Origin of the sequence: Novosphingobium sp. AP12 (assembly GCF_000281975.1) — a bacterium.
In the GTDB taxonomy this organism is placed as follows: domain Bacteria; phylum Pseudomonadota; class Alphaproteobacteria; order Sphingomonadales; family Sphingomonadaceae; genus Novosphingobium.
The window spans coordinates 71,540-86,343 of the sequence record NZ_AKKE01000010.1; the positions used below are offsets into that span (position 1 = coordinate 71,540).

Annotated in this window: 13 protein-coding genes and 1 tRNA gene; 8 read left to right on the plus strand and 6 right to left on the minus strand. The window is 66.3% G+C overall.

Going from position 1 to position 14,804, the window contains the following annotated elements; translation table 11 throughout:
• The first annotated feature begins 101 nt into the window (after positions 1-101).
• Entirely contained in the window at positions 102-896 is a 795-nt protein-coding gene (locus PMI02_RS02590) for a SapC family protein (protein WP_007678317.1), read from the plus strand.
• A 290-nt stretch (positions 897-1,186) separates the two neighbouring features.
• Here the strand turns inward: PMI02_RS02590 and PMI02_RS02595 are convergent, their stop codons facing one another.
• Positions 1,187-2,134: an N-formylglutamate amidohydrolase gene (locus PMI02_RS02595; RefSeq protein WP_007678319.1), complete on the minus strand. Its 948-nt coding sequence runs from the start codon at positions 2,132-2,134 to the stop codon at positions 1,187-1,189.
• Positions 2,135-2,281: 147 nt separating this feature from the next.
• Between PMI02_RS02595 and cpdR the strand changes: the two genes are divergently transcribed.
• Positions 2,282-2,656, plus strand: a complete 375-nt coding sequence (cpdR, locus tag PMI02_RS02600; protein ID WP_007678320.1) for a cell cycle two-component system response regulator CpdR — start codon at positions 2,282-2,284, stop codon at positions 2,654-2,656.
• Between the two features lie 132 nt (positions 2,657-2,788).
• A tRNA-Val gene (locus PMI02_RS02605) sits at positions 2,789-2,863 on the plus strand.
• A 59-nt stretch (positions 2,864-2,922) separates the two neighbouring features.
• Here the strand turns inward: PMI02_RS02605 and PMI02_RS02610 are convergent.
• Complete coding sequence (locus PMI02_RS02610; RefSeq protein ID WP_007678321.1) at positions 2,923-3,684, minus strand: crotonase/enoyl-CoA hydratase family protein; 762 nt, start codon at positions 3,682-3,684, stop codon at positions 2,923-2,925.
• Positions 3,685-3,829: 145 nt separating this feature from the next.
• On the opposite strand from PMI02_RS02610, the gene PMI02_RS02615 reads away from it, so the two are divergent.
• Positions 3,830-5,053, plus strand: a complete 1,224-nt coding sequence (locus tag PMI02_RS02615) for an NADP-dependent isocitrate dehydrogenase (protein ID WP_007678322.1) — start codon at positions 3,830-3,832, stop codon at positions 5,051-5,053.
• A gap of 112 nt (positions 5,054-5,165) precedes the next feature.
• Here the strand turns inward: PMI02_RS02615 and PMI02_RS02620 are convergent, their stop codons facing one another.
• Together PMI02_RS02620 and PMI02_RS02625 are read right to left on the minus strand one after the other, a co-directional pair.
• A complete protein-coding gene (locus tag PMI02_RS02620; RefSeq protein WP_007678323.1) occupies positions 5,166-6,011 on the minus strand; it encodes a TauD/TfdA family dioxygenase in 846 nt (281 codons plus the stop codon).
• 138 nt (positions 6,012-6,149) lie between these two features.
• The gene (locus tag PMI02_RS02625; protein ID WP_007678324.1) at positions 6,150-6,740 is read right to left on the minus strand and encodes a TetR/AcrR family transcriptional regulator; all 591 of its coding nucleotides are present in this window, start codon (positions 6,738-6,740) and stop codon (positions 6,150-6,152) included.
• A gap of 99 nt (positions 6,741-6,839) precedes the next feature.
• Between PMI02_RS02625 and PMI02_RS02630 the strand changes: the two genes are divergently transcribed.
• The 4 genes from PMI02_RS02630 (at position 6,840) to PMI02_RS02645 (ending at position 9,701) form a co-directional block, all read left to right on the plus strand.
• Positions 6,840-7,910, plus strand: coding sequence for a PA0069 family radical SAM protein (locus PMI02_RS02630; RefSeq protein WP_007678325.1), 1,071 nt, complete (start codon positions 6,840-6,842; stop codon positions 7,908-7,910).
• Positions 7,911-7,945: 35 nt separating this feature from the next.
• Complete coding sequence (locus PMI02_RS25710) at positions 7,946-8,479, plus strand: hypothetical protein (protein WP_007678326.1); 534 nt, start codon at positions 7,946-7,948, stop codon at positions 8,477-8,479.
• A 92-nt stretch (positions 8,480-8,571) separates the two neighbouring features.
• Positions 8,572-9,369, plus strand: coding sequence for an enoyl-CoA hydratase/isomerase family protein (locus PMI02_RS02640; RefSeq protein ID WP_036501914.1), 798 nt, complete (start codon positions 8,572-8,574; stop codon positions 9,367-9,369).
• Positions 9,370-9,431: 62 nt separating this feature from the next.
• Positions 9,432-9,701: a hypothetical protein gene (locus PMI02_RS02645; RefSeq protein WP_007678328.1), complete on the plus strand. Its 270-nt coding sequence runs from the start codon at positions 9,432-9,434 to the stop codon at positions 9,699-9,701.
• A gap of 21 nt (positions 9,702-9,722) precedes the next feature.
• On the opposite strand, the gene PMI02_RS02650 is transcribed toward PMI02_RS02645, so the two are convergent.
• Together PMI02_RS02650 and dnaE are read right to left on the minus strand one after the other, a co-directional pair.
• Complete coding sequence (locus PMI02_RS02650) at positions 9,723-11,321, minus strand: long-chain fatty acid--CoA ligase (RefSeq protein ID WP_007678329.1); 1,599 nt, start codon at positions 11,319-11,321, stop codon at positions 9,723-9,725.
• Between the two features lie 119 nt (positions 11,322-11,440).
• Positions 11,441-14,804 (minus strand): DNA polymerase III subunit alpha (gene dnaE / locus PMI02_RS02655; RefSeq protein WP_007678330.1); only part of this gene is annotated, 3,364 nt, incomplete at its 5' end.

A 14,804-nucleotide genomic window follows, 5' to 3' on the forward strand; every position in this document is an offset into this window, starting at 1 on the left:
AGAATCCCCCGAAACGGCGGGGCGCCGTGCTTGCGCGGCCGGGGTCCACCCACTAAAGCGGGCGGCTTCATAGATTGCCCCACCTCGCGGAGAGTATCGCAATGGCCAGCGCGCCTCAGAATCCTGCCCTGCCCCTGTTCTACAAGGACCTCATTCCGCTCAATTCGCAGCAGCATGCGACGTGGAAGACCCGCCCGACCGACAAGGCGACCTGGCTCGCCGGGATCAACTCGGTGCCGCTGACGGTCGAGGAGTTCCCGCAGGCCCAGCGCAGCTTCCCGATCATCTTCACCGCCGGCCCGGACCCGATCCCGCTCGTGCTGATGGGCATGAACGAGGGCGTGAACGTCTTCGTCGAGGACGACGGCTCCGTGAAGGACTCGATCTACATTCCGGCCTACGCGCGCCGCTACCCCTTCATGCTCGCCAAGCTGCGTTCGGATGCGGACGAGCTGTCGCTCTGCGTCGATCCCACCAGCGAACTGGTCGGCGAACTCGACGAAGGTGAGCCCCTCTTCAACGAAGACGGCCAGGCCAGCGACGCCACCGTCAACATGCTCAAGTTCTGCGAGAACTTCGAGATCGCCGGCACCAAGACCGCGCAGTTCATGGCCGAGCTGACCAAGCACAAGCTGCTGATGGACGGCGAGCTGAACATCGACCTCGGCAACGGCATGCCCCCGTTCAACTACCGCGGCTTCCAGATGGTCGACGAAAACAAGCTGCGCGAAGTGCGCGGCGACGTGCTGCGTACCTGGAACCAGAACGGCCTGCTGCCGCTCATCTATGCGCACCTGTTCTCGCTCGACCTCGTGCGTGACATTTTCGGCCGCCAGGCCGCGCAGGGCAAGGTGCCCAATCTGCCGGCGCAGACCCCTGACGCCACGCCAGCGTGAACGGCTGATTCACCATCGAGCGGGCGGGGTTATGACACTTTTGTCACAGTCCCGCCCAATTCTCCGAGCATCGTCAATACATAGCTGGACATTTCTTATCAGCTCGTCATGACGAATCGCTTGAATATCTGCCGAGGGGTGCGTATGTAGGTCTTGCCCGGCCGGCGCTACCCTCATGGCCCGTTCGGGTTGGTGCATTTCGATGCACCTCCTCCCTGAACCTTGGCCACCTCGCGCATCGCGCGAGGTGGTTTTTTAATGTCCGCCAGAAACTTAGGCGAAGCGCCGGCTTATTCGGCGGCCAGTGGCCAGGCCCCGGCATCCTGCCCCAGGTCAGCCACCACCGGAGCCAGGCGGCGTACCAGCTCCGCCAGGTCCTCGATCATCCCCGCCATGCCAGCGCCCGGCTCGGCGAACGCCGAATCGAGATACCGGCTGCGATCGATCTCCACCTGAAGCGCGTGGATGCCCTTGCGCGGATTGGCATGGCGTTCGAGCACGTAGCCGCCCGCATAGGGACGATTGTGCGCCGCCTCGCGCCCGCACTGCGCGAAATGGGCGAAGGTCGCGGCGACCACGCTGCCGTGACAACTTGCTCCGAATCGGTCCCCGATCACCACTTGCGCCGCTGGGACGCCGGGCCGCGTACCGAGCGGCGGCATCGAGTGCAGGTCGATCAGCAGCGCCGCGCCCCACCGCTCTTTCAGCCTCGCTAGCTCCGCCTCCAACGCCAGGTGATATGGCTCGTGAATCCCGGCGATGCGTTCGGCGAGGTCACTGGCGCCCATGCGGCGGCGCCACAGTTCACCCAGCCCCGGCAACCGACGCGGGAACAGGCCGAGGCCGCTTCGCGCGCGTCGGCTGGGCATCGGCGCCCCGCCGGCGGGATGGGCGGCGCGCTCGACCATTTCCCAGTCCACATCGTCGGGCGCGCGGTTGAGGTCGATCATCGCGCGAGCAGCATGGGCGACCAGCAGGCTTGCTCCCGTGGCCGACGCCACACCCTTCGCCAGCTTGTCGACGTGACGGTCTTCCAGCCGGAGCAGGGTACTTTTGCTGTGACGAAAATCGCGCAGCAGGAACGGCGAATATATCCGCCCGCCATGCGGGGCAGCAATCACCACCGGAATTTCGGAGGCCTCGCGGGCGTCGAGAACGAACGCCGCGGCCCCGGGAGCACCGGGGATTCGTCCACCGCGTTCCACTTGCGAATCAGTCTCATCGGGCCGCTCGATCATGTTGCGACGCTGTGCGTTTTGCCGGATTGAGTCAAAGCGTCCCGTTCCCGGTCAGGGTCAAATCGGATGAGAATTTTAACCGATGGTGCGCTATGGGATGCTGACATAAAACGACGCGTCGCACGCACTGAAATTGGATACCCAGCGATGATCCGCATTCTCCTCGCCGAAGATGACGACGCCATGCGCACCTACCTTGCGCGGGCGCTCGAAAATGCGGGCTACAGCGTGGTTGCAGTGGACCGCGGCACTGCGGCGATTCCCCATCTTGAACGCGACCACTTCGACCTCCTGCTCTCGGATATCGTCATGCCCGAGATGGACGGCATCGAACTCGCGCAGAAGTGCGCCGAGATCTCGCCGATGACCAAGGTGATGTTCATTACCGGATTCGCGGCCGTAACCCTGCGCGCCAGCCGCGAGGCGCCCCAGGCCAAGGTGCTGTCCAAGCCCTTCCACCTGCGCGACATCGTTATGGAAGTGCAGCGCATTTTCGGCCTCACCGAGCACGCGACCCTCTAACTGAAATTTTTCTCATCAAGGCGCTTGCCACGGGAAAAACCCGAGGCTAAAGGGCCAGTCCTCCGGCGGGGACACCCGGTCGGAGCGCTCGAATGGCCACCGGCGGCTCGCCGACGGGAACCATTACGGAATGGGCGTATAGCTCAGTGGTAGAGCACTATGTTGACATCGTAGGGGTCGCAAGTTCAATCCTTGCTACGCCCACCATTCCGTAAAAACGCCCGCCGGTCCCCGTGACCTGGCGGGCTTTTTCTTGCCCTATCGCTTCAGCGCCCCTTCCACTCCGGTGCGCGCTTTTCGGCGAAGGCCCGCGCCCCTTCGCGCGCATCCTCCGAGGCGAACACGGGCGCGACGTAGGGGTTCTGATAGGCGCTGAGGTCGTCCAGCGGCCAGAGCCACGAATCACGCACGATCCCCTTCGACGCCGCCACTGCCAGCGGGCCGTTGGCGGCGATCACTTGGGCGAGTTCGCGTGCAGCCTCGATCGCCGGCCCCTCCGTCACACGGTTGATGACCCCCAGTTCGAGCGCGCGCGCAGCGCCGATCGGGTCGCCCGTCAGCGCCAGTTCCATCGCCAGGGCACGCGGCAGCAAGCGCGGAAGCTGGACCACGCCTCCCCCGCCCGCGACCAGCCCGCGCTTAACCTCGGGAATGCCGAAGCGCGCGTCGGCACTGGCGACGATCAGGTCGCAGGCGAGCGCCAGTTCGAACCCGCCGGCAAACGCAGGACCATCGACGGCGGCGATGATTGGCTTTTTGGGCGTCCAGGTGCAGATACCGCCGAATCCGCCGCGTTCGTCGACAGGCAGTTCGCCCCGTAGGAAGCCCTTGAGGTCCATGCCCGAGCAGAAGCTGCCGCCCGCTCCGGTCAGGATCGCGCAGCGCAGGTCATCGCGCGCATCGAGCACATCCATCGCTGCGCCGATCGCCTGCGCGGCGGCCCTGGTCATGGCGTTGCGCTGGCCCGGCCGGTTGATCGTGACTTCCAGCACGCCGCCGCGCTCGGCAACGAGCACCTCATCTTCCATCAGTCGCTCCTCTCCTGCGATTAGTGACAGGCTGGAGGCCCCGACCCGGCCTGTAAAGCCGATATGCGCCCAGCCATGGCCTTGCCATGCGCGCCCACGCTGCCTAGAGACGGCGGCAATTCTCACCCCAGGGGAGTGTTTTTGAATGGCAAAGATCAAGGTTACGAACCCCGTCGTCGAGATGGACGGCGACGAAATGACCCGCATCATCTGGCAGTGGATCCGTGAACGGCTGATCCTCCCCTACCTCGACATCGACCTCAAGTACTACGACCTCTCGGTCGAGAAGCGCGACGAGACGGGTGACCAGATCACCATCGACGCCGCCAACGCCACCAAGGAATTCGGCGTCGCCGTCAAGTGCGCGACGATCACCCCCGACGAAGCCCGCGTCGAGGAATTCAGCCTCAAGAAGATGTGGAAGTCGCCCAACGGCACGATCCGCAACATCCTGGGCGGCGTGGTCTTCCGCGAGCCCATCGTGATCTCGAACGTGCCCCGCCTGGTTCCGGGCTGGACCGACCCGATCGTCGTCGGCCGCCACGCTTTCGGCGACCAGTACAAGGCCACCGACACCCTGATCCCCGGCCCCGGCAAGCTGCGCCTGGTGTGGGACGGCGACAACGGCGAGAAGATCGACCTCGACGTGTTCGACTTCCCGGCTCCGGGCGTCGCCATGGCGATGTACAACCTCGACGAATCGATCCGCGACTTCGCGCGCGCCTCGTTCAACTACGGCCTCAACCTCGGCTGGCCGGTGTACCTGTCGACCAAGAACACCATCCTCAAGGCCTATGACGGCCGCTTCAAGGACCTGTTCCAGGAAGTGTTCGACAAGGAAGGCTTCGCAGAGAAGTTCAAGGCCGCCGGCATCATCTACGAGCACCGCCTGATCGACGACATGGTCGCCTCGGCGCTCAAGTGGTCGGGCAAGTTCGTCTGGGCTTGCAAGAACTACGACGGCGACGTGCAGTCGGACACCGTGGCGCAGGGCTTCGGCTCGCTCGGCCTTATGACCTCGGTCCTCCTCTCGCCCGACGGCAAGACCGTCGAAGCGGAAGCGGCCCACGGCACCGTGACCCGTCACTACCGCCAGCACCAGCAGGGCAAGTCGACCTCGACCAACCCGATCGCGTCGATCTTCGCCTGGACGCGCGGCCTCGCCTATCGCGGCAAGTTCGACAACACGCCCGAAGTGGTGAAGTTCGCCGAGACGATCGAGCGCATCTGCATCGAGACCGTCGAGAGCGGCAAGATGACCAAGGACCTCGCTCTGCTGATCGGCCCGGACCAGTCCTGGATGACCACCGAGCAGTTCTTCGAAGCGATCGTCGAGAACCTCGACGCGGAAATGGCCACCTGGGCCTGATCCGCTGAGGCCGGCCGCGGAAACGCTGCCGGCCCACCAACAGAAAAAGGCCCGCCGACTCGATGAGTCGGCGGGCCTTTTTTCCGTTTCTTCACCCTCTCGGGAGGCAGGATCAGTCGATCGCCCAGGGCTCCTCGCCCTCGAGCTTGGTGCGGTGCATCATGCGGCCGCACTCGGGATCGTAGGCCTCGGCGCGGTGCATGGTGCCGGTGTTGTCCCAGATCACCAGGTCGCCCACCGACCACTCGTGGCTATAGGTGAACTCCTCGGAGGTCGCCCATTCGCGCAGGCCGTGGATGATCCGCGCGCTCTCGAGGTGATCGACGTCGAGGACGTGGTGGCAGGTGCAGCCCAGCACCAGCGACTTGCGGCCCGAGGCGTGCTTCCACACCAGCGGCAGCACCTTCTCGCCGATGCCCTGCATGCCCTTGAGCTTGGCGAGGCTGGGTTCGGGCTCGTAGTAGAACAGCGAGGCCCAGGGACCGTGCAGCACGCGCATGTCCTCGTACCTGGCCTTGTCCTCGTCCGGCAGCGCATCGTAGGCGGCGTAGGTGTTCGAGAACCCGGTGTTGCCGGTGCCCTTGGGGCTCGGCACCTTGCACGAAAGCAGCGAGGCCAGGATCGGCACTTCGTTGCGGGTGCCGTCGATGTGCCAGTAGAGCGAGCCCTTGAGGTACTCGGCGGCGGCCGGGTTTTCCTTCACGTCGAGCGTGATCTTGCTCGGCGCGCCGTCGGCGCCTTCGGCTGCGTATTCGCCCAGCGTCTTGGTGAAGGCGATCTGCTCGGCGTCGTCGAACTGGATTTCCGGAAACACGAGGATGCCGCGCGCTTCCAATTCCTCGCGGAGTTGGCCCGCGAGTTCGCCGGAAAGCAGCTCTTCCTTGGTGTTCAGGATGCGGCTGCCGATCTTCGGCTTGACGTGTTCGACCTTGAGCTTGGTCGTGGTTTCGACCGACATTGGGACTCTCCCGTGGTTGGGTCATCGTTCGGATGTGAGAACGCTGTTATCACATTTCCCAAACGCATGGGAGGGTCAAGCGTGGTTGCCCGATCAGGCTGATCGGCCGTGCAAGTCACCGCTGGCGCGGTATGTCGCTCAGTTCTCGGACGGCGCCAGGCGTTCGAGCCAGGTTTCGACGATGCGCATGGCCTCGGCATGGCCGGTGCTGACGCCCAGCCCCTCCTCCATCACGATCGCGCGGCCGATCCCTGCGAGGATGACGCTGAGGCCCGCTGCGTCGAAGCCCTCGAGCCGGTCGATGCGGTCTCCCAGGATGCGGCGGAAGATCTCGACTTGCCGCGCGCGCATCGCCTCGCTGTGCTCGGCCATGTATTCGCGCACGGCCGGGCGGTGGTTGGCGAGCGCCATGAATTCGAGCGCCATCGCGGTGCGGCTGGTGTCGGCGAAGAACTGCCAGAGCGCTCGCATCGGATCTTCGGAGGTCAGCGCCGCCTCGATCATGCGGTCGCTCTCGGCCGCGCCCTGCCGCGAGACTTCGACGAAGAGGTCGTCGGTGGTCGGGAAATAGTAATGGACCAGCGAAGGCTTGAGCCCTGCCCGGGCGGCGACGCGGCGGGTGCTGACGGAGGCGTAGCCCTCGTCCCGGATCAGCTGATTGGTCGCATCGACGATGAGCGCCCGCGTCGCGGACGTCTCGGCTCCGACCCTGCGTGCTGCGCCTGCCATAGTATTTCCCCTTTGTGACGGGCCTAGGGGCGCGGGGGCGCAAGATCAACCGGGGAGCACCGGATTGACTTTTGTTCTCTTTTTGTTCATTTGCGACTCATGGAAACGATCAAGGGCAGAGGCGCAGTGAGCGGGGCGGCAAGCGCGCGCTTCAACCTGCCTGCCCGCGAGGCCGACGGGGACTGGCTCGACGATGCCGAAACGGTAGACGGACCCGGCCGCCACGCCCAGACCACCGTGACGGAAGAACATCCGCGCTCGATCCTCTCGTTCAATACCTCGCCCGACATAGGGTTCGACCGCTCGGTCAACGCCTATCGCGGCTGTGAGCATGGCTGCATCTACTGCTTCGCGCGGCCCATCCACGCCTATCACGACCTCTCTCCCGGCCTCGATTTCGAGACGAAGCTGTTCGCCAAGCCGGCCGCCGCCAAGCTCCTGCGGGAGACGCTGGCCAAGCCCAGCTATAAGCCCGCGCCGATCGCCATGGGCACCAATACCGACCCCTACCAGCCGATCGAGACTCGCTATCGCATCACCCGCGACGTGCTCGAACTGTGCCTCGAAGTGGGCCATCCGGTGACAATCACCACCAAGTCCGACCGCGTGCTGCGCGACCTCGACCTGCTGGAGCAACTGGCGGCGCGAAACCTCGTCCATGTCGGCATCTCGGTCACCAGCCTCGATCCGGTGCTGTCGCAGAAGCTGGAGCCCCGCGCGGCGTCCCCTGCCAAGCGGATGGCGGCGCTCGGGCGGCTGGCGCAGGCAGGCGTGCCGGCCCACGTCTCGGTCGCCCCGGTGATCCCGGCGATTACCGACCATTTCCTCGAAGCGGTCCTCGAGGAAGCGGCGGCTCTGGGCGTGTTCTCGGCGACATGGATCATCGTGCGCCTGCCGCACGAGGTCGCGCCGCTGTTCCGCGAATGGCTGGACGCGCACTTCCCCGACCGCGCGGGGAAAGTCATGGCGACGATCCGCTCGATGCGCGGCGGGCGCGACAACGACCCGGAGTTCTTCACCCGCATGCGCCCACAAGGCGTCTGGGCCGACCTGTTTCGCCGCCGCTTCCGCGTCGCCGCCACCCGCCTCGGCATGACCGGTCCGCGCATTGAACTGGACTGCGCGCAGTTCCGCCGGCCGTCGCTGGACGGTCAACTCTCGCTGTTATAGCTTTGGGCATCGCCATCTCGAGGAGCCATGCGACGATGATCCCGGCAATTCTTGCGATCCTGGCCGCCGAGCCCGCTACGGCCCGGTCGCCCGCCATCGACGCTGCCACCCTCGCCGCGCATCCCCCGGTAAAGACGGTGAACACGCCCCCGCCGGCACAACGGCGCGCGCGCCCCTACCCATCCTGCGCGGAAGGCTGCCTTTCCGCGATCGAGGCGGTGACTTATGCTTCCTACCTCGGCGACAAGGCGGGGGTCGCCGGGATATTCGACATGGCGGTGATCGAGGTCGGGCAACAGGACGGCATGTTCTATCTCAATTCCGAGAAGGACTACCGCGACCGCAACTGCCTGACCGTCGCCGTCACGCCGGGCGCCATGCGGGCGATCGCGGGGACGAACGACCTGGCGCAGATCCGCAAACGCCTGAACGGCCACCGCGTGATCGTGCGCGGCATCGCCCGGCAGGTCCGCATCGATTTCACGACCGGCGGCCAGCCCTCGGGCAAGTACTACTACCAAGTCCACGTCCGGGTCGCCGAAGCGGAGCAAGTCCACATCGCGACCTGATCTCCCCCCCGGACAATCCGCCCCGCCGCCGCAGGACTTGCCCTCCCCTTCCGGCCGCCCGAGGGTCGGCCGCAATGACACAAGGGACAGCCATGGCCGACGACCCCATCCTGATCCAACGGCGGGGCGCGGCCGAGATCGTTTCGCTGAACCGCCCGCAGGCACTCAACACCCTCGACGAACCGCTGACCTTCGCGCTGCGTGACTATTTTGCCGGGCTGGCCGAACGCCTCGACGTGCGCGTCGTCGTGCTGCGCGCCGAGGGCCGGGCCTTCTGCGCCGGACTCGATCTCGGCGGGTGGGAGAACGACGGGTCGCGCGGCACCCTGCAGCACTACTGGCGCCTCCAGCGCGCAATCACGGGCCTGCTCGAGCTGATGCGCGCCTGCCCGCAGCCGATCATCGGGCTCGGCCACGGCGCGGCCTGCGGAGCGGGCTTCTCGCTGCTGCTGGCGAGCGACGTGCGCTTCGGGACGAGCGACCTGCGCATGAACGCAGCTTACATCAAGGTCGGTCTGGGCGGCTGCGACCTTGGCTGCAGCTACTTCCTGCCGCGCCTGGTCGGAGCCTCGGTCGCGTCGGAATACATGCTGACAGGCCGTTTCATGACCGCCGACAAGGCGCTATCGTGCGGGCTGCTGAGCGAGGTCGTGGCGCCCGATGCCCTGCTCGATACCGGGCTGGCGCTCGCGGAGGAGATGGCCGCCAACGCGCCGATGGGGCTGCGCCTCACCAAGGACGCGATCAACCGCAACCTCGATGCGCGCTCCCTGTCCGACGCGATGGCGCTGGAGGACCGCCAGCAGGTGATGATGCTGATGAGCGAGGATTTCGAAGAAGGCGTCGCTGCGTTCAGGGAGCGGCGCCCCCCGCAGTACCGCGACCGCTAAGGCAACCCCTGGTCCCGTTGCGCGTTGCTCCCGCCAAGAAACATAACGGACAGGAGCTTAGCATGGCAGACGAAACCGTAGTCACTCCGCCTTCGGACGCCCCGGCAACGCACACCACGATCATCCACGAAAGCCCCCGTTCCAGCAGCGGCATGGGGATCATCATGGCGCTGATCCTGCTCGTCGTCGTGGTTGGCGGGATCTATCTGTTCACGCAGAACTCGAGCGAGAGCCGCAAGGATAACGCCATCGCGGAAGCCGCGGGCGACGTCGGCAATGCCGCCACCAAGGTCGGCGACGCGGCAGAGAACGCGGTGAACACCAGCAAGTAAGCATCTGCCTGCCGGGGTGGATCACTCCGGCAGGCGATAATCCCGGAACTGAAGGCGCAGGTCCTTCTTGCTGATCTTGCCGGTGCCGGTGTGCGGCAGGGCCTCGACGAATTCGATCGCATCCGGCAGCCACCAACGCGCCACGCGATCGGCAAGGAACACGAGCAGGGCTTCGACCGAAACCGCGCCGCCCGGTCGCCGAACCACGACCAGCAGCGGGCGTTCGTCCCAGCGCGGATGGGCAACGGCAATGGCGGCGGCTTCAAGCACGTCAGGATGCGCGACAGCCGCGTTCTCCAGGTCGACCGAACTGATCCACTCGCCGCCTGACTTGATCAGGTCCTTGGTGCGGTCGGTGAGGCGTACCACCCCCTCCGCCGAGATTGCGGCGACGTCGCCGGTGTCGAACCAGCGATCTGAGCCGACCGTGTCCTCCTCCGCCTCGAAATAGCGCTTGACCGTCCAGGCCCCGCGCACCTGCAGCGCGCCCGGGGTGTCACCGTCGCGAGGCGCTTCGCTGAAAGGGTCGAATAGCGAGACGGCGCGCACTTCGCTGCCATAGACCGCGCGTCCCTGCCGCGACTTGCACGCGACCTGCTCGTCGAACGTCATAGCGTCCCACTCGGGCGGCTCGTAAGTCACCGTCGCGATCGGGGAGGTTTCGGTCATGCCCCAGGCTTGGACCACGCGAATGCCGCCGCGCATCAGCCGCTCGACAACGCTGGCCGGGACCGCCGAGCCGCCCGAAAGCGCCATCTCGAAGGTGGGCATCGGCCTGCCCGTCCCCTCCATGTGCTCGAACATCGAAAACCACACCGTCGGCACCCCACCGACATGGGTGACCTTCTCGGCGGAGATCAGGTCGCAGAGTACGGCGGCATCGGCGACCTGGCTGTAGACCATCTTCGCCCCTGTCGCCGCGCAGGCCCAGGGCAGGCCCCAGTTGTTGGCGTGGAACATCGGCACGATCGGCAGCACGCACGAGCGCGGCTCGATGGCTAGGCATGCGGGCTGCAGCATCGACAGCGTGTGCAGCACGTTGGAGCGGTGCGAATAGAGCACGCCTTTGGGATCGCCCGTGGTGCCGCTGGTGTAGCAAAGCATGCACGGCCCGCGCTCGTCGCCGGGGTTCCACAAAGCGTCGCCGTCTTCGACCGCGATCCAGTCGGCGAAGGTCACGGCATGGTGAGGGTCGTCGAAGCAGATGTAGTGCTCGATCGTCGGCCAGCGGTGCCGCATGCGCTCGACGATGGGGTGGAAGGCCACATCATATATCAGCACCCGGTCGCGCGCGTGATTGACGATGTAGTCGAGCTGATCGTCGAACAGGCGGGGGTTGATGGTGTGGAGCACGCAGCCCGCGCCGGTGATACCGAACCAGCTGGCGAGGTGCCGTGCGTGGTTCATGGCCAGCGTGGCGACGCGGTCCTCGGGGTAGATGTCGAGCCGGCGCAGTGCCTGCACCATGCGCAGCGCGTCGCAGCGCAGGTCGTGCCAGTTGGTGCGTGACTGCGTGCCGTCGGCCCAGTGGGTAACGATCTCGCGCGTGGGATGCGCGCGCGCCGCGTGGTCGATAAGACCCGAGACGCGCATTTCCCAGTCCTGCATCCCGCCCAGCACCGTGTGTCTCCCGCTAACACGTCGCGCGAGGGTCCATGCGCTCTTTTCAACGAAGCGGATTGTAAATTCGGTACAGTATCCTCTGTAGGCAAACGCGCTTGCCCGGGGATGATGGGCCGTCAGGCCGCTAGCCGCACTCCCTCAGGCCCGCGCTTGGCGGTGAGCGAGACGTTCGAGATGCCCGTCACGCTCTGCAACTGCTCGGCGAACTCGCCGTCCAGCGCGAAGTCCCGGCCGAGGCGGATCTTCTGCTCGCGCCCCTGCCCCAGGTGCAGCGTGGCGATCACCTCGCCACTGCCCTTGGCGCCCGGGCGCATCAGCAGCGCAAGTTCCTGCACCGCATCGATCCGGTCGATGTCGAGCTTGAGCACCATGCGCGCATCCGCCTTGACCTCTGCCAGGGGCCGACCACCTCGCACCGTAACGCGCGGCGGCTCGTCGGCGCTGGGCGAATCAAGTTCGACGTTGAGCAGGATGCAGGCGCCTTCCTTGGCCCAGCGCACGAAGTTCTCGACCATGCTCTCCTCGAAGCACGAGGCGGAGAAGTTGCCCGACTGGTCGGAGAAGTCGGCGAGCACGAAGTCCTTGCCGCGCTTGGTCTTCCGGCGCTGCACGTTCTCGACCATCGCGGCCATCACGGCGCCGGTTCTCCCGCCGCCGCCACCGCCCGCCATGAGGCTGCCGTAAGTGCGCGCCCCGTTGGCCGAGGCCACCGCGCGGTACTGCTCTACCGGGTGCGCGGCGAAGTAGAAGCCGAAGTTCTCGCGCTCCTTGGTCATCTGGTCGGTGCGGCTCCACGGCTCCGCATCGACGAGGCGCAGGCCCTGCTCGGCATGTTCCTCGCCGCCGAACAGTCCGTGCTGGCTGGAGTTGCGCTCCCGCGAGGAGCGGTCGGCTTCGGCGAGCAGCGTGTCTGCGTTGGCGAGCACCTTGGCGCGGTTGGGCTCGAGCGAATCGAACCCGCCCGCCGCGCCGAGGCTTTCGAGCTGGCGGCGGTTCATCGAGCCGGCCGGCGCGCGGCGGAACACGTCGTCGAGGCTTTCGAACGGGCCGTTCGCCATGCGCTCGGCGACGATCGCCTCCATCGCCTTCTCGCCGACGTTGCGGATACCGGCTAGCGCATAGCGCACCGCGTGGCTCTCCGCCGTCTCTTCGACGATGAACTCGGCCTCCGACTTGTTGATGTCGGGCGCCGCGAGTTCGATGCCGTTGCGGCGCATGTCGTCGACGAAGATCGCCAGCTTTTCGGACTGGTGCATGTCGAAGCACATGGCGGCGGCGTAGAATTCGTGCGGGTAGTGCGCCTTGAACCACGCGGTGTGATAGGCGAGCAGCGCGTAGGCGGCGGCGTGCGACTTGTTGAAGCCGTAGCCGGCGAATTTGTCGATCAGGTCGAACAGCTCGTTGGCCTTGCCCGGCTCGATGTCCGATTCGCGCTTGCAGCCTTCGACGAAGCGCTGGCGCTGCGCGTCCATCTCGGCCTGGACCTTCTTGCCCATGGCGCGGCGCAGAAGGTCGGCGTCGCCGAGCGAGTAGCCCGCCAGGATCTGCGCGGCCTGCATGACCTGCTCCTGGTAGACGAAGATGCCGTAGGTCTCGCCCAGGATCACCGAGAGCTTTTCGTGCGGGTATTCGATGGCTTCGAGGCCGTTCTTGCGGCGGCCGAACAACGGGATGTTGTCCATCGGGCCCGGACGGTAGAGCGAGACGAGCGCGATGATGTCGCCGAAGTTGGTCGGCTTCACCGCCGCCAGGGTGCGGCGCATGCCTTCCGATTCCAGCTGGAACACGCCCACGGTGTCGCCGCGCTTGAGCAGTTCGTAGACCGAAGGGTCGTCCCAGCCCAGCGTCGAGAGGTTGATGGTGATCCCGCGCCGCGCCAGTAGCTCGCCCGCCTTGTGCAGCACCGACAGCGTCTTGAGGCCGAGGAAGTCGAACTTCACGAGCCCGGTGTCCTCGACATATTTCATGTCGAACTGGGTTACCGGCATGTCGGAACGCGGGTCGCGGTAGAGCGGCACCAGCTGCGCCAGCGGACGGTCGCCGATGACCACGCCCGCCGCGTGGGTGGACGAGTTGCGCGGCAGTCCCTCCAGCTGCACCGCGAGGTCGACGAGGCGCCGCACGTCGGGGTCGCTGTCGTATTCGCGGCGGAACTCGGGCACCGGCCCGTCCTTCGTCACGCCGTGCTGCTTGCGGCCGTTGATCGTCTCGGTCAGCGTCCACGGGTCGGTCGGATGGTTGGGCACCATCTTGCACAGCGAATCGACGCGGCCGTAGCTCATCTGCAGGATGCGCCCGCAGTCGCGCAGCACCGCGCGGGCCTTCATCTTGCCGAAGGTGATGATCTGCGCGACGTGGTCGCCGCCGTACTTGGCCTGGACGTAGCGGATCACCTCGCCGCGCCGGGTTTCGCAGAAGTCGATGTCGAAGTCGGGCATCGACACGCGCTCGGGGTTGAGGAAGCGTTCGAACAGCAGGCCCAGCTTGAGCGGGTCGAGGCCGGTGATGGTCAGCGCCCAGGCGACCACCGAGCCGGCGCCCGAACCACGGCCCGGGCCCACCGGAATGCCGTTGTCGTTCGACCACTTGATGAAGTCGGCGACGATCAGGAAGTAGCCGGGGAAGCCCATGCCGACGATGATCTTGACCTCGAAATCGAGGCGGTCGGCATAGACGAGGAAGTCCTCGGTGACGCCCTTTTCGCGCAAGGCTTCGTACGCGGCGACGCGCGCATCGCCCGCCAGCGCCATCGCCTCGTCGAGTTCGGTTTCGGTGACCTCGGGCCAGTAGGGCGCGAGGCGGGCCGCGAGGCCGCGGCGCGAATCGTCGGCGAGCATCCGCGCCTCGCCCTCGCGGTCACCGGCGAGGCTTGGCAGCAGCGGCTTGCGCCTGGGCGGCGCAAAGGCGCAGCGCTGCGCGACGACGAGCGTGTTGGCGAGCGCTTCAGGCAGGTCGGCGAACAGCTCCTGCATCGTCGCGACCGGCTTTACCCAGCGTTCGGAGGAAGAGCGCTGGCGGTCGGCGGCGTCGATGTGGGTGGAGTTCGCGATGCACAGCAGCGCGTCGTGCGCGGCGTGGAACTTCTGCTCGGCGTACTGCGCGGGATTGGTGCCGACCAGCGGGATCTCGCGTTCGAACGCGAGCGCGATCAGGTTCTCCTCGCTCTCGTCCTCCTCGGGCTCGCCGGTGCGGGTGATCTCGATATAGAGGCGGTCGCCGAACAGCGACTGCAGGGTGTCGCAGTAGCTTTCGGCCTGCTCGTGGCGGCCGGCTGCATAGAGCCGCGCCAGCGCGCCTTCGTTGCCGCCGGTGAGGCAGATCAGCCCGTCGGTATAGCCGCGCAGCGATTCGAGGCTGACGTGCGGGTCCAGTTCCAGCGGGCGGTCGAGATGCGCACGGCTGACGTGGTGGCACAGGTTGAGCCAGCCCGCCTCGTTTTGCGCGAAGAGCGCCAGCCAGTCGATCGGCAGGGTCTGCCCC

Bases quoted from the DNA above. Each gene is read 5' to 3' on its own strand.
- PMI02_RS02590 (WP_007678317.1), top strand. From the start codon at position 102: ATGGCCAGCGCGCCTCAGAATCCTGCCCTGCCCCTGTTCTACAAGGAC.
- PMI02_RS02595 (WP_007678319.1), bottom strand. From the start codon at position 2,134: ATGATCGAGCGGCCCGATGAGACTGATTCGCAAGTGGAACGCGGTGGA.
- cpdR (WP_007678320.1), top strand. From the start codon at position 2,282: ATGATCCGCATTCTCCTCGCCGAAGATGACGACGCCATGCGCACCTAC.
- PMI02_RS02610 (WP_007678321.1), bottom strand. From the start codon at position 3,684: ATGGAAGATGAGGTGCTCGTTGCCGAGCGCGGCGGCGTGCTGGAAGTC.
- PMI02_RS02615 (WP_007678322.1), top strand. From the start codon at position 3,830: ATGGCAAAGATCAAGGTTACGAACCCCGTCGTCGAGATGGACGGCGAC.
- PMI02_RS02620 (WP_007678323.1), bottom strand. From the start codon at position 6,011: ATGTCGGTCGAAACCACGACCAAGCTCAAGGTCGAACACGTCAAGCCG.
- PMI02_RS02625 (WP_007678324.1), bottom strand. From the start codon at position 6,740: ATGGCAGGCGCAGCACGCAGGGTCGGAGCCGAGACGTCCGCGACGCGG.
- PMI02_RS02630 (WP_007678325.1), top strand. From the start codon at position 6,840: ATGGAAACGATCAAGGGCAGAGGCGCAGTGAGCGGGGCGGCAAGCGCG.
- PMI02_RS25710 (WP_007678326.1), top strand. From the start codon at position 7,946: ATGATCCCGGCAATTCTTGCGATCCTGGCCGCCGAGCCCGCTACGGCC.
- PMI02_RS02640 (WP_036501914.1), top strand. From the start codon at position 8,572: ATGGCCGACGACCCCATCCTGATCCAACGGCGGGGCGCGGCCGAGATC.
- PMI02_RS02645 (WP_007678328.1), top strand. From the start codon at position 9,432: ATGGCAGACGAAACCGTAGTCACTCCGCCTTCGGACGCCCCGGCAACG.